Below are 24,687 nucleotides of genomic sequence, written 5' to 3'. Positions count from 1 at the left end.
GGAGCGCACTGGCTGGCCACTGATCGGTCACAGCCCGGCGCGGAACAAAACCTCACATACCTAGCGCATCTGCCCGAGCTGCCAGCACTTCTGCCTGCCGAAACAGCGGCGCGTCGACCATTTTCCCGTCGATGTTTAATGCACCCGGATGGTCGGCAGACTCGCGGACAATCCGTCGAGCCATTTTCACCTGCTCCTCGCTCGGCCGATACGCGTCACGAATCACGGGAACCTGGGCCGGGTGGATACACGCCGTCGCGGCGAACCCGATCCGAGCAGCGTCGAGCGCTTCATCACGTAACCCGTCGGCGTCGTGAATGTCAGCAAACACAGCATCAAGAGCAACAATTCCCGCCTCCGCGGCGTGCAACAACGTCTGGGTGCGCAGGTAATTCACCGTCGTTCGGTACGGGCCCTCGGCTGAACCACGGTCAGAGTCCCACCCTCGTTCGTCCCGCTGCAGCCGGCTGTACACACCGCCGAGCGACGCCGTGAAATCCTCCGCCCCCCACAGCAACCCGACGACGAACTCTTGATGGGCAATGTCGCGTGCATTCATAATTCCCGACGGGGACTCCAGCATCGCGATCACGTCGTAATCTGCCAGCGTATCCGGCAACGGCTGGTCAACCTTAGGAACCATCACGGTGGTGTACGGCGTCTTCGTCACCATGTCGATGTCACCGTCGAAAAGTTCCGAATCGGCAGAGTGGACGCGGACGATCGTCGTCGCTGGATCAAGATCACTGTTCACGATGTTGGTGCGGGCTTCGTCGAATGAATCACGCCCGGCACCATCCTCGAGATCGAGGATGACGACGTCAGAGCGCGCCGCTGCCTTGGCGAACCGCTCAGGACGGTCGGCGGGTGCGAAAAGAATGGCCGGCCCTGCCGGGGTCCACCGTCGATGGGGTGAAGCGTGACCTACGCTGGTGGTTCCTCCTGCGGAAGCGCTCTGATTAGTCTGCGTCATAGCTCATTATGCTAGTGACAACCCTGGTCCCGTACCTACTATTTAGCTAGACTTATCGCCAAGTTTTATAGCCCGCACCTGTGATTGAGAGTCCCCTCCGCGTACAGAACTGCCCATGTTCCCGATTCAGAATCGCCATACACGACGAGATGAGTACGACGATGCCTTCCCACGAGTCGACAGATTCCAAACCACCTGAGACCGCTGGGCTCCGTCCAGCCCTGGCAGGTGTAATCAACCGTGGCTTCGGCTACTTCTTCGACGCATTCTTCTTTTCAATCGCGATGCTCCTTGTGCAGTGGGGTATCAACCAGATAGTGGCGGATAAAACTGCGCAATTCTGGATAGGATCATCAATAGCGGGCATTTTATTCTTCCTATACAGATTCCTCATGGATGCTCATGCCGAAGGAACCTTTGGAAAGGCTGTCGTCGGCCTCAAAGTCACCACCGAAGCGGGCGACCGACTAAGCTACGCCGGGGCAATAAAACGAAACTTCTACTGGCTAGCATTCGGGCCGGCTATCGTCGGCGTGGATAATTATCCCCATCTCCATATCGGTAGCTGGAGTGTAGAGCTAGAACCACTTCTATGGATATGGATTACTGCACTAGCAATTTCTATTTACCGAGATAAAAACAGCCGATCATTCCTTGATCGCTGGGCAGGCGCTTATTTTTACCAGAACAAGCGCCTTTAGATGCCCGTGCGCCTTACGCCCACAGCGTCAAGGCATCGCCCTGACCACCGCCGCCGCACAAGCTCACACCGGCGCGCCCGCCACCTCGTCGCTCTAATTCATGAGCCATGTGAACAACAAGGCGCGCTCCCGACGCACCAACCGGATGCCCCAAAGCGATACCGCCACCATTGACATTGACGCGGTCCATGTCCGCCCCAAGGTCCTTAATGGACTGGGCAACAACAGCAGCAAAAGCCTCATTGATCTCAATGACGTCGAGATCGTCAATTGACCATCCCGACCGGTCCAGCGCAGCTGTCAAGGCGCGCGACGGTTGAGAATGCAACTGCGTCGTATCCGGACCCGCCGTTTGGCCATACTGCCCAACAACAGCCAGAACCCGCAGACCCCTCTTTTCAGCTTCCTCACGGGTGGTCAGCACGACGGCTGCAGCACCGTCGGAAATTTGCGATGAACTCGCCGCGGTAATCGTCCCGCCCTCCAGGAAAGCCGGACGCAGCCGCGATAATCCCTCTTCCGTCGTACCGGGCCTAATGCCCTCATCGGCACGAACCACGACGGGATCACCCTTACGCTGCGGGATTTCTATCGGAACGATCTCATCATCAAACAGGCCCTCGTCTCGCGCTTTCTCTGCACGCTGGTGGGACAGGGCCGCAATGTGGTCCTGCTCTTCGCGGGTAATCCCACGATCCTGGTTCCCCCGGTCGGTCTCCTCCCCCATCGTCTTCCCGCTCACAGCGTCGTGGAGGCCATCGCGGTTAATCGCGTCGACAAGCCGTAAATCACCATATGTCTTCCCCTGACGCACTCCCGCAGCAATATGGGGAGCGTTCGTCATGGACTCCATACCTCCGGCGACGACGATCGATGCGTCCCCCACACGGATCATGCGCGTTGCGTGAATAATCGCGTCAAGGCCGGACAAGCACACCTTGTTGACGATCTCGGCCGGAACGTCCAGCGGAATACCCGACTTCACCGCCACCTGGCGGGCCGGATTCTGCCCCGCCCCCGCCAGCAGAACCTGCCCCATCACGACATAATCCACGTCCCCGCTGGCGACACCGGAGTCTTTCAGTGCCGACGACACCGCCGCAGCACCGAGGTCAACCGACGTTTGCGACGCCAAGGATCCCAGTAACTTCCCCTGCGGGGTGCGCTTCGCCCCCACAATGACAACGTCGTCTGGGCTGGGCTGGCATGAGGCGTGGGAATCAGACATTTTTCCTCCAGGATGGCTATGCAATACAGATCACATTCACAGTAGCCATAAATGAGACCAGCGCGTGCAAAGACACCGAGAAAACATGATTTCCCTCGCCTCGTCGGTGTGGGCGGAGCCGCCCCCACCAACCGACTAGTGGAAGAAGTGGCGCTCCTTAGTCAGGTACATGGTGACTCCCGCCTTGCGGGCAGCCTCAATAACTTCCTCATCGCGGATGGAACCACCGGGTTGAACAACCGCGCGCACACCAGCGTCGGCAAGCACCTCGAAACCATCGGCAAAGGGGAAGAAGGCATCCGATGCGGCAACAGCGCCACGAGCACGATCTTCGCCGGCACGCTGAACTGACAGCCGAGCAGAATCGACACGGTTGACCTGCCCCATACCGACGCCCACCGTCGCGCCATCCTTGGCCAGCAAAATGGCGTTGGACTTCACGGCGCGCACGGAGCGCCACGCGAAGGCGAGGTCGTTGAATGTCTCGTCATCGGCTGGATCACCAGCAACGAGTTCCCACGTTGAGGGATCGTCGCCGGGAGCATCCAGCACATCGCGCTCCTGAACAAGCACGCCACCGGATACTTCTTTGAGCTGCAATCCCTGACGCTCGGGCTTCGGCGCGACCAGGATGCGAAGATTCTTCTTCGTCTTCAAAAGCTCGAGGGCATCGTCGTCAAATGATGGTGCAATGATGGCCTCGGTAAAGATCTTCTTCACCGTTTGAGCCATCTCTAACGTCACCGGCTTGTTCGCAGCAATGATTCCGCCGTAGGCCGATACGGGGTCGCAGGCGTGGGCTTTGCGGTGAGCGTCGGCAACCGACTCACGGGAAATCGCGATGCCACACGGGTTGGCATGCTTAATGACGGCAACGCAGATCTCGTCCGGGTGATCCCACACAGCACGCCAGGCAGCGTCGCCGTCTGTGTAGTTGTTGTAGGACATCTCTTTGCCGTGGAGCTGCTCGGCCTGAGCCAAGCCCGGATGACCATGCTGATCGAGGTATAATGCCGCAGATTGATGCGGGTTTTCGCCATAACGGAGAGGGTGCGACAGTGTGTAGGTGCTACCCACGAACTCACCGAACGTGGTCGTGCCCGAACCGTCAGCATTACCACTGCCGCTATCTGAACCGGCATCCTCGTTCGATGACGTCTGGGTTAACGCAGATTGCTTCGAAATCCACGTCGCCACGGCAACGTCATAGGCCGCGGTGTGCTGGAAAGCGCGGGACGCAAGGTCCACACGCTGCGCAAAAGTAAAACCACCGCCGTGCACAGCCTTGGCAGCCGCTGCGTAATCGTCAGGATTCACAACAACCGCGACCGACTGGTGATTCTTCGCAGCAGCACGAACCATCGACGGCCCGCCGATATCGATCTTTTCCACACATTCGTCACGATCCGCCCCCGACGCGACCGTTTCAGAGAAGGGGTACAAATTCACCACAACGAGCTGAAAACCCTCAATCCCCATGTCGTCGAGTTGCTTGACATGATCTGGGTTTCGCGTGTCAGCCAGGATCCCCGCGTGAACTTTGGGATGCAGAGTTTTAACTCGCCCGTCGAGGCACTCAGGGAAACCAGTGAGCTTTTCGACGAGCGTCACGGGGATTCCCGCATCGGCGATATGAGCAGCGGTGGACCCCGTCGACACGATTTCAACGCCATCAGCGTGGAGGGCGCTAGCCAAATCTGTGAGCCCAGTTTTGTCATATACGCTGATTAGTGCGCGTTTTACGGGAATCTGGGAATCGGATGTGGAGGTTGGAGCGGGAGAAGGAGTTGCGGATTGGGAGTCGGTCATGGAAGGAAAGATGCCTTTCGTCCGTCTGAAATGTAACCGCGCCGCGCGATCGCATCCAATGTTGAGACGAGTAACCGTCGTTCAACAGTTTTGATGCGGCGGTGGACAGTATCGGGCGTGTCACCATCGTGAATGGGAACAGCCTCCTGATCCAGGATAGGCCCTGTGTCCACACCAGAATCGACCAGGTGAATAGTGCTACCGGTAATTTTCGCCCCATAAGCGACGGCATCGGCCACGGCGTGCGCCCCGGGGAAGGAGGGAAGAAGTGCGGGATGGGTGTTAGTCATGCGGCCCCCGAACCTGGCTAAAAACTCATCGCCGACGATGCGCATGAAGCCCGCGCTCACGACAATGTCGGGGTCGTATTGCTGGACTGCCTGCGCTAATTCACTGTTCCATTGCCGACGACGTTCTGCGTAGGTGTCCTGGTGGCAGGTGGCAGGGTGGTCTTCGGGTGTTGCCGGGGCATTCTTGCGAGGGGGTGTGATGGTGGCGACCGGGATGTCTGCACGATGAGCACGATCGATCGCTGGGCAAGGTTTATCCGTGACCAAGGCCTGGACGCTTAACGAGGGCGTTTCCCGGCGCGCGTCGAGAAGAGACTGAAACAACGTTCCCTCCCCCGAGGCCAACACGACGAGCCGAAGCGGGCGACCGGGAAAGACGGGATCAACGCGGATCATCGGTCGTACCACCTTGTGACGTGCCATCGTGAGATGTGTTGTCTTGAGACGAGCCGCCGGCAGACGTGCCGGCAGATGGCTCTGAATCGTTCTCTGTTTTCGTAGTCTCGCTGTCAGCTGACTCGGACTGTTCAGCTTCGGTGGCTAACGCGGTTGTGTCAGCCTCTGGCTCAGTCTCTTTAACCTCATCCGCTTCTGTCTCACGGGCACCGCCGTGGCTGGACTCGCCTTTGACCTTTCCATCAGCAGTATTTTTCTCGTCGGAATCCTCGCTGCCGCCCTCGTCACCGTCGACCGACTCACCGTCGACCGACTCATCGTCGGCATCCGCCTTATTGCCGACATTCGACTCGTCGTCCGCGTCCGGCTCGTCGCCAGCCGATTCATCCTCGGCGGATTCAGCTCGCTGCGCGGCGGGCTTGTCGTCGTCACGAGATTCAGAAGCAGAGTCCTGCTCAGCGTCATGACGATCACCCCTAGCGACATCAGCTTCACGCATGCCACCACGATCCGAAGCACTTGCCGCACGAGGCGACGCACTCCTGCCTCGACGTATGCCGATCACCGCCATCGTGATCACCCCCACGGCAAACATCCAGCCAGCAGCGACCGCGCCGGTCAGCCAGGGGTTTGGCCCCGACCATCCGTATGCACCAACCACGCCGCTGTTCAGCCACGCGGCGACCATTCCAACAATCCCGGCCGACAGGGCAGCCACTCCAACAGTCCCATACGGGGAAACGACAACGCGTCGCTGGCTCAGGAATCGTCGATAAACAAGAATGGCGACCGCAGCAGGAATAAAAAGCCCAAGCCATGCGGCGGGGAAAACATCGCCAGGCATCGCGGCAAGCACCGGCACCGGAGGCAGCTCCGCGCGCGTCGCCGTAAACAAGCTGACCTGTGCAGCACCGAAATTAGCCTCGGCACCCGCAAGAACACTCGCCGACGCCAGAGCCATGTTCGGGAAGTAAGCGATCCACAGCAGGGTCAGCCCAATTTTGCCGCCGACGCCCGACGCGATGGAATACGCGTCCGCAAAGGCCGACCAGTGGGCAATAAGGCTAACAATCACGACGAAAGCGCCGATGCCACCCATTGCGGCGAGAAAAACCATACCCAGGCGAAACGCGTCGACAGGCCACTGAGGCATACCGTAAAAGCGCAGCAGCGCTCGCCACAAACGCTTGCCCATGCCAAAAATGATTGCCAGCGCGTTGAGAGCGAAGGTCGACAAGACCGACATCCAGACCGACGGCACGTTCACCGCAAGGACCGGCTGCGCGTCCCACAGCATTGCCAGCGCGGTTAACGTCAGCAAGATAGGAACGGCCAACGAACAGCCGACAAGCATGCGCACGTCGCTGACGCTGATTCGCTCACGCACGACCGACCGGATTCGGAGTGCTATCCACAATGCGTAGCCCACCGCGGGAAGCAGCGGCAGGAGGCCAAGATCGGCGCCAGACATCGAGAGTGGCGCGAGATTGAACGTCAACCACAGGGACGCGATTGTCGCCGGAGCTGCGACGAAGGAAAGGTCCAACGCCAATAAAATAATGAGCGCGACTGCGATGATGACGCCGATCACGGAGACATGGGTGGCCGCAATCCCCGGCAGGAACTTCCTTAACCGTGTAGTAAAGGAGCCACCCGCAGCGCTGCGAGCCGCGCTACCGCCCCTCTGCCACCATTGAGTCCAGCAGTTGAGCCCAAATCGACCTCTACGGGGAGATGCCCCGGCGGCACTGCGGTTATTTCCAGACCCCCGACGGACGTCGTCCGGGCCGGCACTCGTGGCCCGAGTACCCCGAGTGCCTCGTGCACCTGCATTTTTCTTTCCGACGGCTGCTGTGTTATCGAGGTCCCCTGCGCCGCGTACCCGCGATGCCCGGCCCTCATCTGTTCGACGTGAGCCACGCGTTGCCCGAGCTTGCGGACGCTGCTCGCGAACATATTGTTCGGACGCGCGAGGCGCCTGGTTTGCGCGCGAATCGCCAGCGGTTGACCGCGGCCTAGAAGAATCACGGTGCGCAACGTCGTCAAACGAAGGGCGACTGGATTGATGTGACGATCGCTCCGCACCCGTCTCCGACTGACGCGATGAGCGGTCGGGGCGATGCTGTTGTGACGACGATGGGGAGTCCCACGTCAAGCGCTGCGCATCCGTGCCGCGGGATCGGCGGCCATTCTTCCGTGACCGCCCATCCCCCGGACGTCGAGAATTCGATGGGGTGGTATTTCTCACTTGTCTATCCTGACACCTTCCGCGCGTGGGGCACATGAGGCACTCCGGCTTTCGGGGCGACAAACCCAAAAAGTCCAGGCCAGCTGAGACAACTGTAGTCGCCTGTGATTAATGTTCCCACCCACACCAAATCTGTGACGCATCACATAATTCGCGCGCGGTACGAATCCGTGTTTCCGTGCTCACACCTTAGTGAGAAAAAGATGGAAAACAGCTTGCCGCGACGCTAGCCGTTCGTTACTATTTCGTTCGGAGATTACAAAACGATTACGCTTACCTGTTAAAACAGTTAAGCAGAACGGTCGATGTGAAACACACAGTAGCCAGCCGTGTGCGTGGTGCGGCTGGCCACCATTTTTGCTTGAGAGGTGTACACGTGCGGACGAATCGAGGCAGCCAGTATGTCGGGACGCATCGCCGCCAGACAACTCCTAAGGCCAGCCGGGTAGCCTCGGTCGCCGTTGCAGCCGGTGCGTTGGGCACCGCGGGAGCTGTCGGCGCAGGAGCCGCCACCATTGGCCATAGCGATAGTGTCCGGTTGGTCGCCAAGGACGCCGACGCTACACCTTCCGAGGCAACTGCTTCAGAGTCCTCGCCTCAGATTCTTCAGCTTCCTCAAGCTAAGCCGGTCGCGAACCTGCACGACCAGATCGCAAAGACCGTTGAGTTTAATAAGCAGCGCCTTGCTGCCGATGCTGCTGCGCGGACACCTGAGCCCGCCGCACAGCCTGCTTCAGCGGGGCCGGTTGGCAACGCCATCATGAACGCTCTCGGGATTGTTAAACCTGCTCAAGGCATTCTGACCACCGGTTTCGAGATGCGGTGGGGAGCTTTCCACAAGGGCATCGACATCGCCAACGTACTGGGCACCCCCGAGTACGCCGTCATGGATTCCACCGTTATTTCCGCAGGCCCTGCCTCTGGGTTCGGCCAGTGGGTTCGTCTTCGTGCCGACGACGGCACCGTGTTCGTGTACGGACACATGGAGACAATCAACGTCACTGTCGGACAGCGCGTTAAGGCTGGCGACGTTATCGCCGGGATGGGGTCGCGCGGATTCTCCACCGGGTCGCACTGTCACTTCGAGGTCCACCCCAATGGTGGCGAGGCTATCGATCCGCTGCCGTGGTTGGCCGCGCACGGCATTAACCTCGGCCCGATTCAGCGCTAACGCTAACTCTCTTTATCCATCGCTGGTCCCCTTGTGGGCCAGCGATTTTTTCGTCGCGGACCGAGGCATTCGCAGGGTAATACGACACAGAGAAGGCGGTGCGGACAGAATCCTGGGGCGCGAAGCACCGACACGCGGAAGAAGGAGCCAGCACACGGAAAACTGCAGGGAAATTACACCTAGAGCCCGAAAAGTGCGGGGGAATATGCGCCCAAAAGTAAAAGTGCGGAGGTATATGGCCAATTTTCGGCCATTTTTCGCCCATATGCCCCCACAGTTTTCACAAGAGACCGCGATATCCTCCCGCAGTTTTCCAGCATGCGGACACAGATTTGTCGTATAGCCCTATTCACATATTCCTGTATCCCGATATCCCCGGCTTCGCCGGCCGACGTTGTCCGTCCCTCGCCGGCCGGCCACAGCGCACGCCCCTCCCCCGCAAGTGCATCCAGTAGACACTCTTACAGCTTCTCCATAGGAACGTTGCCGATCAGCATGAGGCGGACGGTGCCTTCCTTCCCGAAATTGATCACCACGCTGGTGTGCTTGCCAAGGCCTGAGACTGATTCCACAGTTCCCAACCCATATTTATCGTGATTGACTTGGTCGCCGACCTCGAGATGAAGCGCCGACGCAGGTGTGCCCGAACGACGATCCGAGGACGAACCGACTCCACGCCCAGCACCTCGCCGGCCACCGGAACCATGAGCCGACGAACCGGCGCCACCATATTGAGAGCCACGATACCGAGAGTTCCCCCGTCGATACCCGGAAGTCGGCTTGTCTGGCCATCCCAAAGACCAGTCGCCGCTATCCCAGCTTTGCTGAGGTTCTTTGCGTTCCCAATGGATGAGATCCTCGGGAATCTCCGCAATAAACCTCGATGCAGGGTTATTCACCGGCTGACCCCAGGATCCCCTGGTCACGGCTCGGGAAATATACAACCGACGCTGCGCACGCGTAATGCCCACATAAGCCAAGCGTCGTTCTTCCGATAGCTCTGACGGATCACCCAGCGCCCTCATGTGCGGGAACTGCCCGTCCTCCCAACCAGTGAGGAAGACGACCGGGAATTCAAGCCCCTTCGCCGTGTGGAGCGTCATGAGAGTGATCACGCCGTTTTCTTCATCAGGAATCTGATCCGCATCAGACACTAAGGAAACACGCTCCAAGAACGCCTGCAAACTCCCCGGCTGAGGTTCGCCCTCCTCGAGAAAACCTTCGTCACCTGCGGTATCTATTCCTCCGCCGCTATCGGTGCCGCCGCTCCCGACGCCGTCGCTATCGACGCTGGAAGCATCCTCCGCGCCAGCACCCGGGGCACTCTCCGATGCGGTAGAGCTAGGCATGCGTTCATAAGCCAACTGATGCGCAGCTTCGGAGGCGAACTCCCGCGCCACAGAGACAAGCTCACGGAGGTTATCCAGTCGGGCCCCATCCTGCGGGTCATTCGATCCCTCCAGGCTTTCCAGATAACCGCTTCGTTCAATCACGTCGTTAACAATCGCGCCCAGATCCGGAATGCCCAAGTCATCCCCGTCATGGGATACCAGCTGGTTATCGGTAATATCGTCGCGCAATCCGCCCATCATCTCGACAAAACGGCCCACCGCTTTATTACCGCGCGATCCTAATGCTGGAATGTCCCCGTCGGCAGCGGCGCGTAATGCGGCGCCCATACTGACGCCGTGATCTTCCGCGTACAGAGAGAGCAAAGACAGAGCACGGTTACCGATTCCTCGCCGTGGAGTGTTTATTATCCGTCGCAAGCTGACCGAATCATCCGGATTATCCAGAACTTTAAGATAAGCAATGATGTCTCGGATTTCTTTGCGCTCATAAAATCGCGTCCCACCGACCACCTTGTACGGAAGACCATTGCGAATAAAGATATCTTCCAACGCCCGGGACGCATTATTGGTTCGGTAGAAAACCGCGATATCGCCATAATTAATGGTGGAGTTGTCAACTAACTGATCAATTTCACGCGCCACAAATCGGGCTTCATCGTGCTCATTGTCGGCCACATATCCGACAATTCGTTCACCCTCCCCCAACGCCGTCCATAAATTCTTCTCACGGCGTCCAGAGTTTTGGGAAATCACAGCGTTAGCAGCAGAAAGAATCGTTTGGGTGGAACGGTAATTCTGCTCTAACAAAATTGTTTCTGCGTGGGGATAATCGCGCTCGAACTCTTCAATGTTGCGAATCGTAGCCCCACGGAAAGCATAAATTGACTGGTCAGCGTCGCCCACGACACATAACTCACTCGGCGGAATAGCGTCCCCCTCAGAGCGCTCGTCTCCCACTAACGTCGAGACCAATACATACTGAGCATGGTTCGTATCCTGGTACTCGTCCACCAACACGTGACGGAAACGTCGTCGGTAATAAAGTGCCACTTCCGGGTATTCTCGGAAAATACGAACAACTTCGCCGATTAAATCATCGAAATCAACAGCATTCGATGCACGCAGACGCTTCTGATACTCGGCGAAGATCTGCGCGACTGTCTCATTAAACGGGTTCTTATCTTCTTCGGCGTCGGCAAGCGCTTCTTCGGGAGTGCGTAATTCATTCTTAAGATTTGAAATCGCCGACGCTACCGTCCGCGCAGCAAAACGCTTTAAATCTAAGTTCATATCGCGGGCGATCATCGTGAGCAGACGTCGGGAATCATCACTGTCATAAATAGTGAAGTTAGTATTTAAACCCGGAATAAGATTGGCTTGGGCACGAAGAATACGAACGCACATGGAGTGGAACGTAGAGACCCACATACGTTCCGCAATCGGCCCAATGAGATCGGCGACGCGGTCCTTCATTTCCGTTGCTGCTTTATTAGTAAAGGTGATAGCGACGATATTCCACGGCGCTACCCCACGAACACCAATGAGGTAAGCGATCCGGCGAGTGAGAACTGCCGTCTTTCCCGAACCGGCCCCCGCGACGACGAGCAATGGAGAGCCCTCATGTTCAACCGCCTGCCGCTGCTGTGGGTTAAGTCCTTCCAATAGCTGCTGTGGAGTCAAAGGCCCACCATCCGGCAAGCGAGTGGAAAGGCTATCGTTCATAGTGCGTATCTCTTCCTAATAAAATCTGTCTAGCTCAAGGCGAGTTGTTATCCCGTGAAGTACGGAAAAGTCAGCTTCACGCGCTCGCACTCCAACCTACAACCCAGGTGTGACACAATAAGACCCATGACTGAGCCTCGCGATTCTCTGTCTACGTCCAGCGAGGTCACTAGCGGAACTAGTGATCCGTTATCGAACGAACGTATCCAGGATCTAAGAAAAGAAATAAATCAGCTGGATAACACGATTATTTCTGCTATCAAACGCCGCACGGAGATCTCGCATCTCATCGGGCAATCGCGAATGGGGTCGGGCGGAACTCGCCTCGTACACACACGAGAAGTCGCGATCATCAACGAGTTCCGGGAGGAATTGGGGACAGAAGGTCCCGCCATCGCATCAGCGCTCCTCCGCATGGGGCGGGGACGGCTGGGCTAAATCCCCACATTCCCGCATCCCCCGACATGCGGGCCGGCCCTCATGGCCACCCATCAAAGCCGCAGCATGTGAACCGCTTGCCCGTGGACTTGCCGATTCGCGACTAGCATGGCTCAGGGGGCGCACACGACCTCAATGCGCCACAGTTATCGTCGATAAGAAGGATTTTTAATGAATTCACCATTGCCAGATATCACCGCGACCGACGAATGGTCCGCGCTGAAGGACAACGCGAAATCAATCGAGTCAACAACGTTGCGCGACTTGTTCGCCGACGACCAGGATCGCGCGAAGAACCTCAGCTTTTCCGTGGCTGACCTGCACGTTGACTTGTCCAAAAATCTTATTAACGACGACACCCTCAAGGCATTGATCGCCCTCGCGAAGAAGGCGAACCTCGAGGACCATCGCGACGCGATGTTCAGCGGCCGGCATATCAACTCGACGGAAGACCGAGCAGTGCTGCACACGGCGCTACGTCTTCCCGCCGAAGAGTCCTTGCACGTCGATGAGCAGAACGTCGCCGCCGACGTACACGACGTCCTGGCACGGATGCGCGACTTTGCGCATGCCTTGCGGTCCGGCGAATGGCTGGGCGTCACCGGCCACACGATTAAAACTGTGGTGAATATCGGCATCGGCGGGTCCGACCTCGGCCCTGCTATGGCAACGCAGGCTCTCCGCAGCTTCGCCACCGCAGGAATTTCGGGACGCTTCGTCTCCAATGTCGATCCGGCTGACTTCACCTCAAAGGTCGCTGACCTCGATCCCGCAGAGACGCTCTTCGTCGTCGCGTCGAAAACCTTTACGACGCAAGAGACGCTGGCCAATGCGCATGCGGCGCGTCGATGGTTCCTCGACAGCCTCCACCTGGAAGACGGGACCGATGAAGCAAATGATGCCATCGCCAAGCACTTCGTCGCGGTCTCGACGAACGCTGAAAAGGTCTCCGAATTCGGCATCGACACCAACAACATGTTCGGATTCTGGGACTGGGTTGGTGGCCGCTACTCGGTGGACTCCGCCATCGGGCTCTCGCTCATGGCCGTGGTCGGACCGCAGAACTTCATGAGCTTCTTAGAGGGCTTCCACGCCGTCGATGAGCACTTCCGGAACACCCCATTGGAGAAGAACGTCCCCGTTCTTATGGGGCTCCTCGGTGTCTGGTATGACGACTTCTTGGGCGCACAATCCCACGCGGTGCTGCCATATTCCCAGGACCTAGCACGTTTCCCTGCCTACCTCCAGCAGCTGACGATGGAATCGAACGGCAAGTCCGTTCGTATCGACGGCACCCCGGTCACCGCACCAACAGGTGAGATCTACTGGGGCGAGCCCGGAACAAACGGCCAGCACGCCTTCTTCCAATTGCTCCACCAGGGGACCCAGCTGGTACCAGCTGACTTCATCGGGTTTGCTACCCCCAACGATGACCTCCCCACGGCGGACGGCACGGGCAGCATGCATGACCTGCTCATGTCGAACTTCTTCGCGCAAACGAAGGTTCTGGCTTTCGGTAAAACTGCCGACGAAATTGCCGCGGAAGGCGTGGATCCCAGCATCGTTCCTCACAAGGTCATGCCGAGCAACCGACCCACGACGACGATCTTGGCGCCGGCTCTCACGCCGTCGGTGCTTGGGCAGCTGATCGCTTTGTACGAGCACATTGTCTTCACCGAGGGCACAATCTGGTCTATTAACTCCTTCGACCAGTGGGGCGTCGAGTTGGGTAAGAAGCAGGCCGGCGAGCTTCTGCCCGCCGTCACCGGAGAGAAAGGCGTCGATACCGGGGATGCCAGCACAGACTCTCTGATCTCGTGGTACCGGGAAAATCGAAAGTAGATTCCGCCATGTCATAAGCTAGGGCTAAGCTATGTGGGCACTCAGGTTAGGCTATGGCCTGATACTGTGCATACAGATATCGCGGCATAGACATAGTGCCACTGACCATTGATGTTCACACTTGACTGATTTGCGCTCTCACTTATGACTGTTACTCATTCACCGGCGGCTTCGCCGACACCGACGTCCGCCGATGGCTCACCCCAGCCACCTGGTAGCAGCAAGGCCGGCCGACGCCTCTATGTGCGTCGGATTACCGGCCTGGTTGTTTTACTCGTGCTGCTTGCAGTGTGTTTATGCGCTGCGATGGCACTGGGGTCACGGAGCATCCCTTTGCCTAAGGTATGGGACGTTCTCAGCCATTTCTCATCATCATCCGATTTTTCAAATAGCGATACCGATACGCGGGTGATCATCGACCTCCGCATTCCCCGCGCCCTGCTCGGTGTGATTGTTGGGATGGCACTTGGATGCGCGGGGGCGCTGATTCAGGGGCATACCCGCAATCCGCTTGCGGATCCCGGCATTTTGGGGGTTTCGGCCGGAGCGGCCTTCGCGGTGGTCACGAGTTTCGCATTCTTCGGAGTAACCGGGAACGTCGCGACGACGCTCTGGGCGTTCGGTGGAGCAATCTCTGCCACAGCCTTAGTGTTCGGCTTGGCCTCTGTGGGGAAAGCGACGGCTAGCCCCTTGAACTTGGTTCTCGGCGGTGCCGCGCTGGCCGCTGTGTTGTCGTCATTAACCAGCGGTTTGGTTCTCACCAACAACGACAACCTGAATCGCATGCGTTTTTGGACGGTGGGCTCGATTGCCGGCCGCGATATGAACGTCGTGATGGTCTCAGCCCCGGTGATCGCGGTGGCACTTATTGCTGCCTTCGCCACCGGGCCCACTCTCAATCTTCTTAACCTGGGTGACGACGCTGCGACGTCATTGGGAGTTCATGTCGGGCGGTCCAGAATCGTCGGCGTCCTACTTATCGCGTTGCTGGCGGGAGCGGCGACGGCTGCGGCGGGACCTATCGGGTTCGTTGGATTGGTTGTGCCGCATGTTGTCCGTTCCATCACAGGTCCGGATTATCGCTGGATATTGCCCTATTCGGCGTTGACGGGGGCTGTTCTGGTGCTTGTAGCCGATATTGTGGGCCGCCTCATCGCGCGCCCGGGCGAAGTGGAGGTTGGTATCGTCCTCGCATTCGTGGGCGCACCGTTCTTCATTTACCTCATCAGCCGTAACAAGGTGGTGGAAGTATGACGACACCACAACAGAGTAAGGTTCGTTTACCGCACCACCGGAGGGCGTTTCAGTGGGGTCCCGTGTCGGGTGTGCTGTCGCCTCGCCCATTGTTGGTGTGTCTAGCCCTTGCCATAGTTGGGATTTTCCTCTTCGCTGTGGCGATTGGTATCGGTGATTTCCCTATCGCCCCTATGGACGTTTTGTCCGTCGTTTTTACGGGCGGCGGCTCGCGTATTGAGCAATTGGTTGTGTTCGAGTGGCGAATGCCTCGCGCACTATCCGCTGTGATTGTTGGGGCAGCCCTGGCACTCTCTGGTGCGCTCACGCAGTCGGTGACCCGCAATGCCCTAGCCAGCCCTGACATTTTAGGCGTGACATCCGGTGCTTCTGCAGCTGCCGTGACAGTCATCGTGCTGGGTTCAGGGAGTGGCTTCGCCGGGTGGCTTGCCGGAGCAGGCATCCCGGCCGCTGCATTAATGGGGGCCCTGGGCACGACTGTTCTCATGTGGCTCATCGGTTTCCGTGGCCGCCAGATGGATATTTATCGATTGGTCTTGTTAGGCATCGTGGTCACCGCGCTGCTCAACTCATATATCCACTTCCTCATGATTCGTGCCGAAACGAGCGACGCAGCTGCTGCCAAATTCTGGCTGACGGGCTCGCTTTCTTCGGTCACATGGAACCGTTTGCGGCCTGTCATGATCGTTCTGGGAATCTGCATCATCATCTGCGTCTGGATTTCTTTTGAACTTCGCGCATCGCAACTAGGCCCCGACCTGGCATCTTCCTTGGGCCAGCCCCGAAGGCTGGTTGATGCCGCGATCCTCGTTGTGTCGGTGGTGTTGGCTGCCTTTGCGGTCTCGGCCGGTGGTCCGATCGGTTTCATCGCTTTCGTTGCGCCCCAAGTGGCGATGCGTTTAGCCGGCACTTCTGCCCCACCGTTGTTTACCTCAGTCCTCACCGGCTCGGTGCTTTTGCTCCTGGCCGATATTGCTACCCAGACGATTCTTCCCACGGAGCTTCCCGTCGGTTTGCTCACCTCAGCGATCGGTGGCGTATTCCTTATCTACCTCCTTGTCCGCACGTCACGAAAGGCCACGGTATGAGCCACACCATGAACTCGTCATCCAGTGCGTCAGGCTCCACACCCGCGCAGCCTGCAGGACACTCGACGCCGCGACACGAGGCTCTTCTACACGACGCAGCCCCGGCAGGTTCACTGACATTGTCTGGCCTGAGGGTCTCGTACGGGGATCGCAACGTTATTCCCAACTTGGATGCGTCCATTCCGGGCGGAGCTGTCACAACCATTATTGGGCCCAATGGTTGTGGTAAATCCACTCTGTTGAGGGCTGCAGCTCAGCTGATTTCCTCCTCGGGGTCAATCATGCTTGACGACGTCGACGTCCGGTCGCTGCGTCGAAAAGAACTAGCACAGCGGATTGGTGTGCTACCACAGTCACCCATCGCTCCCCCCGGCGTCGTGGTGAGCGACCTGGTCGCCCGAGGACGACACCCCCACCAGTCGTGGTTCCGGCAATGGTCGTCGGACGATGAAGAGGAAGTAGCGCGGGCGCTTGAACTCACCCACGTTGCCGATTTGGCGGACCGACCAGTGTCGTCGCTGTCAGGTGGACAGCGTCAGCGTGTGTGGATCTCTATGGTGTTGGCCCAGGACACCGAGGTGTTGTTCCTGGACGAGCCGACGACCTACCTTGACCTCTCCCACTCGATTGAAGTGCTGAATCTGGTCACCGAGCTGAAGCACCGCTTGGGACGGACCGTGGTGATGGTGCTGCACGATTTGAATTTGGCCGCGCGCTATTCCGACAACGTGATCGTGATGGCCGACGGGCAGGTAACAGCGGCCGGAAAGCCATCCGAGGTTCTCACCGAGGAGCTGTTGGAATCATCATTTGGGCTGGACGCCAGAGTCATTGAGGATCCGGAATGCGCTGACGCACCTTTGGTGGTGCCACGGAAGCCCGAGGTGCTGAACTCTGCATCGAAATAAACCGCCGTAGTTTTTACTCCACGGCGGTTTTAAGTGGCGGTTTTATTCCACGAGCTTTACTTCACAGTCTTTTTGAGCTCATCCAAAATGTAATTGGCCGCCACCACCGATGCATTGAGGAACCACGGATCCGGGTCCACCCCGACAGCGTGACCATTCTTCACAACGTCCAAGTTCCCCCACAAAGCATCTTTCGTGAGCTTTTCGCCTTTGGCATTAAAACCGTAGAACAGATAATCCGCGTCAAGCTGGTCAAGGTTTTCCGACGAAATCGGGTGCGACACTTTATCCTCGAAACGCTGAGACGTCGGCCGGTTACATCCCCCATCTTTCAATACCTGCCCGGCCAACGATAGAGGTCCCAGCATCAGATAGTCGGTTCCCTTGTTCCTAATCAGGGACACGGTGGGCGATGTCCCGCGGTCCTTCTTCCATTCAGCAACGGCATCCTCATGGTCGTCAATCAGCCGCTGCGCGTCATCGCGCTTCCCCACGGCGTCCGCAATGGTCCGGAAATCGTCCTTCCAGTTCTCGGCCCCACCCTTGCCCATCACCACGGGAGCAATCGATTTCAGCTGGTCAAGGACATCCTTGCTCGTCCTGTCATTCGCCAAAATGAGGGTGGGGTGAAGCGCAGCTATTTTCTCCATGTCAGGCTGCGTCCGCTGCCCGACGATGGTGATGGAGTCAAGGTCGTACTTGTCGCCGAACTTGTCCTTGATGTATTGAGGAATGCTCTCGGACGACGATGCCTGAGCGTTGGCAACTCCCATCCCCACCGGGGTTATGCCTAACGCCAGGAGCCCGTCGATCTGCCCAGTGTTCAGGGCAATAATTTTCGACGTATCGTGCGTGCCGGCACTTTTGTCCGACGATTTCTGGGACGACTCTGCCTCGGCGTTTTCACCGTCGCCGCTGGACGATGAACATGCCGCCAACCCTAAGGCCACGCCTGCTCCCATTCCGGCGACGAGGAATGAACGCCGCGAGAGCCTCCGCTCGTGGGCTCGGGGCGCTCGCGATGACGAGCGATGGGCCCGTCGTAACGAATAATGGTGTGAGAAGGGCTCCTCTCGTGAGGTGTGCTGCTGACCTGCGTTAGCCGACGATTCCCGCTGGTCCTGCGGCATTTTGTCGCCGTGGCGGTCGTCGGGGGAGCTACTGGATACCTCTCGAGGATTCTCAACCATGAATTTAGGTTAGCCTAGGCGTTGGCCTCAGCGAAAGAGGTATCTTTCGACGAGCTGTCGCGGGCGCCTCGGCCCTTCCACCGCATCACGAACCCGATCACGATATCCAGGGCAAGGAAAGCAAGAGCACTGATCGCGAAGAGCGGGGCTAACAGGCCGTACCCGATGAGCAGAATCGCCGCTACCGCGAACCCGATGATCGAGGACCTTCTCCATGCACCTCGGCGGGGTGCCCGTCCGAAGTTCGACCGGAAACCGTTCCGGTTCCGCGTTGGGCGTCGCTGCCACCACATCATGTAGCCACGGACGACAATAATGCAGATCATGATGGCTAGAGCTCCCAGCGCGACCTGGCTCACGATCCCGAAGAGGATGCCCATGTGGAGCTGAATCCCCCACTCGGCCAGTTTCGCCGCGAAGGGCCAGTCTTTAAACCACACGGTATCGACAACACGCCCTGTTTCCCCGTCGACAGAGACAGAATCGTGGCTGAAGTACCACGGTACTCGCAGGTCAGTGACGGTCCAGGCTTCGCCCGGTGCGACAGGAGCCGTCGCCTCGAAGCTGGCTTTGATCCCAGCCTGTTTCGCTGACGACATGACCGTATCTACGTCGTTTTGTGCTTCAACTACCGAGTCATGTGGCGTTAGCGCGGGTGAGTCAGAACTCATGCCGCCGTGGCCACTGTGGTCGCCATGTCCCCCGTGGTGGCTGTGATCCATGGAAGCCTCAGGGGAATCGACGCTCTGCGAGACGGTGGTGTCGGGGGTGGGTTTGGCCCAGTTGAGCTGGACTCGCCAGTCCGCAATTTGTGCGCCTGCGTACTTTGACCAGGTCAAACCGGTGGCGGTGAGGAACAGCATTCCCAGGCACGCCCATGTTCCGATGATCGCGTGCCGACGCATACTCTTCGGACGCCCGGTTAACGGTTTCGACGCTGAGTGGGATTCTGATCCCGTGGCGCGCTTTTTCTTGTTCTTGTCATAGACTTTTCGCCACCACATGACGAGCCCAGAGACAGTCAGCACGCCCAACCATGCGGCGGCGGTTTCGGCGTAGATACGCCCTGGCTCCCCGAGGAAAAGGTTGCGGTGCGCGCGGTCAGTCCATTCGCGGAATCGGAGGGAGGAGGAACTGCCGAACTGGACGGTGTCGCCAACGACCTCCCCGGTATAGGGATTGACCATGACCACTCGGCGGTAGCTCTTCGAGGGCAAAGAGGGGTCATTGAAAAGGACGCGGGTGGTGGCACGGTCGTCATTGCGAATCTGTACCCCGCTGAAGGTGAGGTCAGGGTGCCGCTCCGCTGCGGTGCGTATTTGGTCTTTAACCTCTACGCGCTGATGACTATGCACATCAGAGGCCGGGACGTACATTTTGTCGTGGTCGACGATGGACTCAATGCTTGGTGCGGCTGCATACAGCAAGCCGGTGACGGCTGCAATGAGAATGAAAGGGCCCACAAAAACGCCGGCGTAGAAGTGGATCCGATGAATCATGGCCCGCACGCTGCCGCCTCGATGCGGGAAGCGCGGTCCGCGACGGCGACGACGCTGGCCGCTATTCACGTCGTCGTGGTTTTCGCTCTGCTGTTCGGGATGAAAATCGCTTTGTGTAGTCAGGGTCACGTATTAATTAGTCGAGGGTTATGGTCTAATAGTTCCTTGCGAAGAAAAATAGAGTTCCCGTCGCCGTCACTGCTACCCCCGTCGGCTGCTATAATCTGTTATTTTTTCATCATTAACGGGGGTAATCGCTATGGCCACGCGCGGCGACGGATTGCCTTCTTGCACGCATTGCCCACCGCATCATCCCAGGGTGATGAATTCAGCGCGTCGCTTAGTAAGGACAGGTCCCGCCCCCGTGGTGGAGACAAACGGCTGACAACGGCTAAAGTCGTCTACGTGAGTGCTTACGTTGACGATGCCACCCTTGCCCTGCGCCTTGCGACGGGAACTAGTGAGATCTTGAAGGGCGTCCGTTCCGTCGGTTTGCTTGAAGGACCTGGCCTCGGCGCGGCGGGTGATGACTTAGCCCAGACATGGATTGAGCGCGTTTTATCCCGACACCGCCCCGATGATGGGTTTTTGTCAGAGGAAGCCGCCGATAACTTAGAGCGGCTGAAGAAAAACCGCGTGTGGATCGTCGACCCTCTCGACGGCACCAAGGAGTTTGCCGGCGGGCGTCAGGACTGGGCAATCCATGTTGCACTCGTAGAAAACGGGATCCCGACCCATGCCGCGGTGGGACTTCCCGACGCTGGCCAGGTCTTCCACACTGGTTCAGCCAAGGCTGTGATGGGCCCACGCGCTAACAAGATCGTTGTATCGCACAACCGTCAGCCTGAGGTTGCACAGGTCATTGCCGACAAACTCGACAGTGAGGTTGTTCGCATGGGTTCTGCGGGTGCAAAAGCCATGCATGTGTTGCTCGGTGACTATGACGCCTATGTCCATGCTGGGGGCCAGTATGAGTGGGACTCTGCAGCCCCGATCGGTGTGTGCACGGCCGCAGGCTTGCACTGTTCTCGTCTCGATGGTTCGCCTTTGCGCTACAACAACGAGGATGTCTACCTCCCCGATGTCGTTATTTGCCGCCCGGAACTGAAGGACACAATCTTGGAGGCTGCCGCCGAGTTCAAGAAAGAGCACGGACACTACTAAGCCTCCGCATCTGCGACGCCGGCCACATCTGTTGACCTGCGGTTTGTGGTCAGACGGTCGCCGATGCCAAGGCGGATGTCAAAAAAGCGCTACCATGACTGGCATGTCCGCGAGCGAGAGTACTGATATTCCGACGCCATATGAAGATCTCCTCCGTGAGATTCTGTACAACGGCAACCACCGGGATGACCGCACAGGCACGGGGACGAGGAGTCTCTTCGGGAAACAGATGCGGTTCGATCTGTCAGAGTGCTTCCCTCTTATTACTACGAAGAAAGTGTTCATGCGTGGACTCTCGGAGGAGCTGTTTTGGTTCCTCCGGGGTGAATCCAACATTCGCTCGTTACGCGAAAAAAATGTCCACATTTGGGACGAGTGGGCCGATGAGGACGGGAACCTCGGGCCGATTTATGGGGTGCAGTGGCGGTCATGGCCAACGCCCGACGGCGACACCATTGACCAAATTTCTCAAGCTCTGGACATGATTAAGAACAACCCGACGTCCCGACGGATTATCGTATCCGCCTGGAATGTTGCAGATGTTCCATCCATGGCGCTGCCACCCTGCCATCTTCTTTTCCAGTTTTATGTCGCTGACGGGAAGTTGTCTTGTCAGCTGTATCAACGCAGCGCCGATATGTTTTTGGGTGTTCCATTCAATATCGCGTCCTATTCACTCCTGACCCATATGATGGCCCAACAAGCAGGGCTTGATGTCGGGGAGTTCATTTGGACCGGCGGCGATTGCCACATTTACGATAATCACCGCGACCAGGTTGATCTTCAGTTATCCCGGGATCCGCGCCCCTATCCGACGCTATCGTTAACCAAGGCTGCGGATTTATTCTCGTACACGTGGGACGATGTCGATATCCTGAACTACAACCCGCACCCAGCTATCAAAGCGCCGGTAGCGGTGTAGCCCAATTCCACTCCACAGGCGGTGAGCTCAATGTCTACTTCATCATCCACGGGTGTTCACTCGCTGACGCCTGGCCACGCTTCCCCGTCCCCGCGTCGAACTGTAGAACCGGAACAGCCGCTCATCGGGGTTATTTGGGCCTCCGACCGAGACGGCGTCATTGGCGACGGCACCCGGATGCCATGGCACGTGCCCGAGGACATGGCGCACTTTAAGCAGTTGACGTGGGGAGTATCCGTCATCATGGGCAGTGCAACGTGGACGAGCATTCCCTCGCGCTTTACACCGCTGCCTGGGCGTACCAACATCGTGCTGTCCCGCCGCTGGAGTGACGAGGACACACCCGAGGGCGTCATCCTTCACCATTCCTTGGAAGCCGCGATTAAGGATATTCCCCACCCGGTTTTCACCCGACGCGTCGCACCGGAAAATGTGGATGCTTGGGTCATTGGCGGGGGCGAAGTCTACCGGGAGGCCCTCACGCGCCCAGAGGTTCGGCTAGCCGTCCTCACGGAAATCGACGCAGCTGTCGGGCACTATTTTGACCATCCCGTTACTGCCCGATTGTCGTCAGAATGGGTTCCGGCGTCGCGAAGTGAGTGGAAAACATCCCACAATGGGACGATCATCGGTGACGGTGGCGAGATGAGTGGCTCGTTGTCGCTTCGCTATCGGTTCTGCTATTTCAGCAAGTAAACAATGCCAATCAATCGACCATGACGCTATAGTGGGGACATTATGAGTGAAGTTATCCAGAAAAACAACCCATCCGGAAACGAAACCGCAGCCACGATCTATTACGCAACGTGGTGCCCGTTTTGCAAGAAACTCATAGAGAATCTGGATCGTACCGAAACGCCTTATTCTCTTATCGACATTGACCAGTCAGAAGAGGCCGGTCAGTGGGTAGAAAGCGTCAATGACGGTAACCGTGTTGTTCCGACTGTGAAGTTTTCCGACGATACTACCGCGACGAATCCGCCGGCGGGTGACGTGCGTCGCAAAGTTGAAGAACTTTCTTCCTAAGAATTTTGGCCGCGACGTTTTTGACCGCGAGAGTTTGCCGCGGGTGATACCGACGCGGCGATGCCTCGGTGAACCAGCCACTACGTCATGAGCGTTTCTGGCTGGTCTTCGCCGTCCGGGTCGAAGTACCGCAAAAGGTACGTATCCATTATCCAGCCGTGTTGTGCACGCAGTTGAGCTTTAGTCTGGGCAACATCCTCGGCGATGTCACCAACCCATCCTTTACGCAGTACCTGCTTATCCGTACTGACATACGCACCCCACCACATGTAGGTGTGGTCGCGGTCAATGCCGGGATGGGTCCACGTGGCCTTGCCGTCGAGCATGACCACAGTGTTCGCCACCGCCTTGATTCTCGGCGGTGTATCGGGAGCATCCAGGGTTTTCTGTAGCTGTCGACCTGTTGTGACAGTGATCGGCTCGCCAATCCGGTTAATGAGAATACGGTGTGCCGACGTGAGGGCCTGAACAGCAGTAATGCCGGGGTATACCTCGGTACGGCACTTCAACCCTAGGTTCTGCATCCGCTCGATAATGCGCAGGGTGGAGTCGTACAGCGATGGGTCGCCCCACACTAAAAATGCCGCCGTTTGTCCGTCGCTCAGCGAGGACGTGATTGTATCGGCCAGCAGGCGGGCACGCTCCTGATGCCAGCGCTGAACCTCCCGGTGATACTCCGGAGTACCTGCCGGGTGGCGGTCACGCGGCGGGTCGTCGACAGTGAGTAACGGAAGATCTGGCGCGTGAACAGCCAATATACGACGTCGCAGCTCGAGGAGATCCGCCTTCGTGTCCCCTTTATCCAAGGCGACGACGGCATCTGAGGAAGCCAAGGCCGCAACAGCGTCGTGGCTAATATGCCCCGGGCTTCCTGCTCCCATACCAATGACACGAAGTAAACGCATATACCCTGTTTACTCCATGGCTCTATCTCTGAGTTCGTCTACTCGCGCAGAACTAGTTTTTGTGCAGGTCGTCGTCGGGATTTGTTTCGGGATCCTCGATAGCGTCGATCTCGTTTTGGTAAATGTTCATCCTATCTTCTGCGGTGAGCATGCTGTCTACTGTGGCGAAGGAGACGGAGAACTGTTGCCGCAGGTAAACCTCGCAGACGGCGGCCATTTGCTTGGCGTCATATTTATTCAGCACGAGGGAACGCTTCACCGTTCCATCTGGCTGAGAGGTTCCGATAATCAGCTGCGGGCCCTTCTCGCCCTCCTCAATCTTGGCATACACTTCCCGTCCATTGACGTCAGTGAAGCTCGGTTTCTCTGTCATGTTTGTGTCATCCTCCAGTGTTTATGGTGCACGCACGGAGTTCGGGGTGAGCCGCTCGGTGCACCCATCAGACTGAGCCTGTCACCGTGCGCGATGTACTAGTTGAACGGTCTCAGCCAACCGCGCAACCACTTCCTTTCAGGCTATGCCGTTTGACCCCCCGATGCTCGTGTTATCAACCGGGAACG

21 protein-coding genes are annotated in these 24,687 nt (G+C 58.0%); 11 read left to right on the top strand and 10 right to left on the bottom strand.

The features are described from left to right. Positions 1–52 precede the first annotated feature (52 nt). Positions 53–973 carry an HpcH/HpaI aldolase/citrate lyase family protein gene (locus tag KCQ76_RS06780; RefSeq protein WP_231725372.1) on the bottom strand — a complete coding sequence of 307 codons (921 nt, stop codon included), beginning with the start codon at positions 971–973 and terminating at the stop codon, positions 53–55. Positions 974–1,134: 161 nt separating this feature from the next. Between KCQ76_RS06780 and KCQ76_RS06775 the strand changes: the two genes are divergently transcribed. Next, positions 1,135–1,674, top strand: a complete 540-nt coding sequence (locus tag KCQ76_RS06775) for an RDD family protein (protein ID WP_046203435.1) — start codon at positions 1,135–1,137, stop codon at positions 1,672–1,674. Positions 1,675–1,687: 13 nt separating this feature from the next. Here KCQ76_RS06775 and KCQ76_RS06770 read toward each other — a convergent pair whose 3' ends face one another. From KCQ76_RS06770 to KCQ76_RS11000, 4 genes are all read right to left on the bottom strand, one after another. Continuing rightward, positions 1,688–2,902 carry an acetyl-CoA C-acetyltransferase gene (locus tag KCQ76_RS06770; protein ID WP_046203436.1) on the bottom strand — a complete coding sequence of 405 codons (1,215 nt, stop codon included), beginning with the start codon at positions 2,900–2,902 and terminating at the stop codon, positions 1,688–1,690. A 135-nt stretch (positions 2,903–3,037) separates the two neighbouring features. Further along, positions 3,038–4,711 (bottom strand): bifunctional phosphoribosylaminoimidazolecarboxamide formyltransferase/IMP cyclohydrolase, encoded by a 1,674-nt coding sequence (purH, locus tag KCQ76_RS06765; RefSeq protein WP_046203437.1) that lies wholly within the window; start codon positions 4,709–4,711, stop codon positions 3,038–3,040. Further along, entirely contained in the window at positions 4,708–5,397 is a 690-nt protein-coding gene (purN, locus tag KCQ76_RS06760; protein WP_052722365.1) for a phosphoribosylglycinamide formyltransferase, read from the bottom strand. Before purN ends, purH begins: the two co-directional genes overlap by 4 nt. After that, complete coding sequence (locus KCQ76_RS11000; RefSeq protein WP_221914830.1) at positions 5,384–7,645, bottom strand: cell division protein PerM; 2,262 nt, start codon at positions 7,643–7,645, stop codon at positions 5,384–5,386. Before KCQ76_RS11000 ends, purN begins: the two co-directional genes overlap by 14 nt. A gap of 376 nt (positions 7,646–8,021) precedes the next feature. Here KCQ76_RS11000 and KCQ76_RS06750 point away from each other — a divergent pair, with 376 nt between their 5' ends. Continuing rightward, entirely contained in the window at positions 8,022–8,816 is a 795-nt protein-coding gene (locus KCQ76_RS06750) for a M23 family metallopeptidase (protein WP_046203439.1), read from the top strand. Positions 8,817–9,277: 461 nt separating this feature from the next. Here KCQ76_RS06750 and KCQ76_RS06745 read toward each other — a convergent pair whose 3' ends face one another. After that, positions 9,278–11,890, bottom strand: a complete 2,613-nt coding sequence (locus KCQ76_RS06745) for a UvrD-helicase domain-containing protein (RefSeq protein ID WP_046203440.1) — start codon at positions 11,888–11,890, stop codon at positions 9,278–9,280. Between the two features lie 126 nt (positions 11,891–12,016). Between KCQ76_RS06745 and KCQ76_RS06740 the strand changes: the two genes are divergently transcribed. The 5 genes from KCQ76_RS06740 to KCQ76_RS06720 all read left to right on the top strand — a co-directional run bounded on the left by KCQ76_RS06740 (position 12,017) and on the right by KCQ76_RS06720 (position 17,420). After that, complete coding sequence (locus KCQ76_RS06740) at positions 12,017–12,328, top strand: chorismate mutase (RefSeq protein ID WP_046203441.1); 312 nt, start codon at positions 12,017–12,019, stop codon at positions 12,326–12,328. A gap of 171 nt (positions 12,329–12,499) precedes the next feature. Then, the gene (gene pgi / locus KCQ76_RS06735) at positions 12,500–14,170 is read left to right on the top strand and encodes a glucose-6-phosphate isomerase (protein ID WP_046203442.1); all 1,671 of its coding nucleotides are present in this window, start codon (positions 12,500–12,502) and stop codon (positions 14,168–14,170) included. Between the two features lie 144 nt (positions 14,171–14,314). Next, positions 14,315–15,424, top strand: coding sequence for a FecCD family ABC transporter permease (locus KCQ76_RS06730; protein ID WP_231725371.1), 1,110 nt, complete (start codon positions 14,315–14,317; stop codon positions 15,422–15,424). Further along, the gene (locus KCQ76_RS06725) at positions 15,421–16,512 is read left to right on the top strand and encodes a FecCD family ABC transporter permease (protein ID WP_046203443.1); all 1,092 of its coding nucleotides are present in this window, start codon (positions 15,421–15,423) and stop codon (positions 16,510–16,512) included. Before KCQ76_RS06730 ends, KCQ76_RS06725 begins: the two co-directional genes overlap by 4 nt. Then, entirely contained in the window at positions 16,509–17,420 is a 912-nt protein-coding gene (locus KCQ76_RS06720) for an ABC transporter ATP-binding protein (protein ID WP_231725370.1), read from the top strand. The genes KCQ76_RS06725 and KCQ76_RS06720 overlap by 4 nt, the downstream gene beginning before the upstream one ends. A gap of 56 nt (positions 17,421–17,476) precedes the next feature. Here the strand turns inward: KCQ76_RS06720 and KCQ76_RS06715 are convergent, their stop codons facing one another. Then, entirely contained in the window at positions 17,477–18,610 is a 1,134-nt protein-coding gene (locus KCQ76_RS06715; protein ID WP_235428823.1) for an ABC transporter substrate-binding protein, read from the bottom strand. A 14-nt stretch (positions 18,611–18,624) separates the two neighbouring features. Further along, complete coding sequence (locus tag KCQ76_RS06710) at positions 18,625–20,238, bottom strand: PepSY-associated TM helix domain-containing protein (protein WP_060941929.1); 1,614 nt, start codon at positions 20,236–20,238, stop codon at positions 18,625–18,627. Between the two features lie 276 nt (positions 20,239–20,514). Here KCQ76_RS06710 and KCQ76_RS06705 point away from each other — a divergent pair, with 276 nt between their 5' ends. The 4 genes from KCQ76_RS06705 (at position 20,515) to KCQ76_RS06690 (ending at position 23,221) form a co-directional block, all read left to right on the top strand. Further along, complete coding sequence (locus KCQ76_RS06705; RefSeq protein ID WP_046203478.1) at positions 20,515–21,273, top strand: 3'(2'),5'-bisphosphate nucleotidase CysQ; 759 nt, start codon at positions 20,515–20,517, stop codon at positions 21,271–21,273. A gap of 94 nt (positions 21,274–21,367) precedes the next feature. Next, entirely contained in the window at positions 21,368–22,195 is an 828-nt protein-coding gene (locus tag KCQ76_RS06700; RefSeq protein WP_373369110.1) for a thymidylate synthase, read from the top strand. 30 nt (positions 22,196–22,225) lie between these two features. Beyond that, positions 22,226–22,891, top strand: a complete 666-nt coding sequence (locus tag KCQ76_RS06695) for a dihydrofolate reductase (RefSeq protein WP_052722370.1) — start codon at positions 22,226–22,228, stop codon at positions 22,889–22,891. A gap of 42 nt (positions 22,892–22,933) precedes the next feature. Beyond that, positions 22,934–23,221 (top strand): mycoredoxin, encoded by a 288-nt coding sequence (locus KCQ76_RS06690; protein WP_046203445.1) that lies wholly within the window; start codon positions 22,934–22,936, stop codon positions 23,219–23,221. Between the two features lie 80 nt (positions 23,222–23,301). Here the strand turns inward: KCQ76_RS06690 and cobF are convergent, their stop codons facing one another. Both cobF and KCQ76_RS06680 read right to left on the bottom strand, forming a co-directional pair. Beyond that, positions 23,302–24,126 carry a precorrin-6A synthase (deacetylating) gene (cobF, locus tag KCQ76_RS06685; protein WP_221914829.1) on the bottom strand — a complete coding sequence of 275 codons (825 nt, stop codon included), beginning with the start codon at positions 24,124–24,126 and terminating at the stop codon, positions 23,302–23,304. 52 nt (positions 24,127–24,178) lie between these two features. After that, positions 24,179–24,499, bottom strand: coding sequence for a cg0963 family protein (locus KCQ76_RS06680; protein ID WP_046203447.1), 321 nt, complete (start codon positions 24,497–24,499; stop codon positions 24,179–24,181). Positions 24,500–24,687 lie beyond the last annotated feature (188 nt).

Source organism: Corynebacterium parakroppenstedtii (assembly GCF_019754935.1).
Lineage (GTDB): Bacteria > Actinomycetota > Actinomycetes > Mycobacteriales > Mycobacteriaceae > Corynebacterium > Corynebacterium parakroppenstedtii.
The sequence above is the reverse complement of the archived record's forward strand: the minus strand, read 5'-3'. Positions and strand labels throughout refer to the sequence as shown.

What these genes read in the sequence shown, in the direction of transcription:
- KCQ76_RS06715 (WP_235428823.1), bottom strand. Translation starts at nt 18,610, where the DNA reads ATGGTTGAGAATCCTCGAGAGGTATCCAGTAGCTCCCCCGACGACCGC.
- KCQ76_RS06730 (WP_231725371.1), top strand. Translation starts at nt 14,315, where the DNA reads ATGACTGTTACTCATTCACCGGCGGCTTCGCCGACACCGACGTCCGCC.
- KCQ76_RS06775 (WP_046203435.1), top strand. Translation starts at nt 1,135, where the DNA reads ATGCCTTCCCACGAGTCGACAGATTCCAAACCACCTGAGACCGCTGGG.
- cobF (WP_221914829.1), bottom strand. Translation starts at nt 24,126, where the DNA reads ATGCGTTTACTTCGTGTCATTGGTATGGGAGCAGGAAGCCCGGGGCAT.
- purN (WP_052722365.1), bottom strand. Translation starts at nt 5,397, where the DNA reads ATGATCCGCGTTGATCCCGTCTTTCCCGGTCGCCCGCTTCGGCTCGTC.
- KCQ76_RS06720 (WP_231725370.1), top strand. Translation starts at nt 16,509, where the DNA reads ATGAGCCACACCATGAACTCGTCATCCAGTGCGTCAGGCTCCACACCC.
- KCQ76_RS06745 (WP_046203440.1), bottom strand. Translation starts at nt 11,890, where the DNA reads ATGAACGATAGCCTTTCCACTCGCTTGCCGGATGGTGGGCCTTTGACT.
- KCQ76_RS06740 (WP_046203441.1), top strand. Translation starts at nt 12,017, where the DNA reads ATGACTGAGCCTCGCGATTCTCTGTCTACGTCCAGCGAGGTCACTAGC.
- KCQ76_RS06680 (WP_046203447.1), bottom strand. Translation starts at nt 24,499, where the DNA reads ATGACAGAGAAACCGAGCTTCACTGACGTCAATGGACGGGAAGTGTAT.
- pgi (WP_046203442.1), top strand. Translation starts at nt 12,500, where the DNA reads ATGAATTCACCATTGCCAGATATCACCGCGACCGACGAATGGTCCGCG.
- KCQ76_RS06690 (WP_046203445.1), top strand. Translation starts at nt 22,934, where the DNA reads ATGAGTGAAGTTATCCAGAAAAACAACCCATCCGGAAACGAAACCGCA.
- KCQ76_RS06695 (WP_052722370.1), top strand. Translation starts at nt 22,226, where the DNA reads ATGTCTACTTCATCATCCACGGGTGTTCACTCGCTGACGCCTGGCCAC.
- KCQ76_RS06770 (WP_046203436.1), bottom strand. Translation starts at nt 2,902, where the DNA reads ATGTCTGATTCCCACGCCTCATGCCAGCCCAGCCCAGACGACGTTGTC.
- KCQ76_RS06725 (WP_046203443.1), top strand. Translation starts at nt 15,421, where the DNA reads ATGACGACACCACAACAGAGTAAGGTTCGTTTACCGCACCACCGGAGG.
- KCQ76_RS06700 (WP_373369110.1), top strand. Translation starts at nt 21,368, where the DNA reads ATGACTGGCATGTCCGCGAGCGAGAGTACTGATATTCCGACGCCATAT.
- KCQ76_RS06780 (WP_231725372.1), bottom strand. Translation starts at nt 973, where the DNA reads ATGACGCAGACTAATCAGAGCGCTTCCGCAGGAGGAACCACCAGCGTA.
- purH (WP_046203437.1), bottom strand. Translation starts at nt 4,711, where the DNA reads ATGACCGACTCCCAATCCGCAACTCCTTCTCCCGCTCCAACCTCCACA.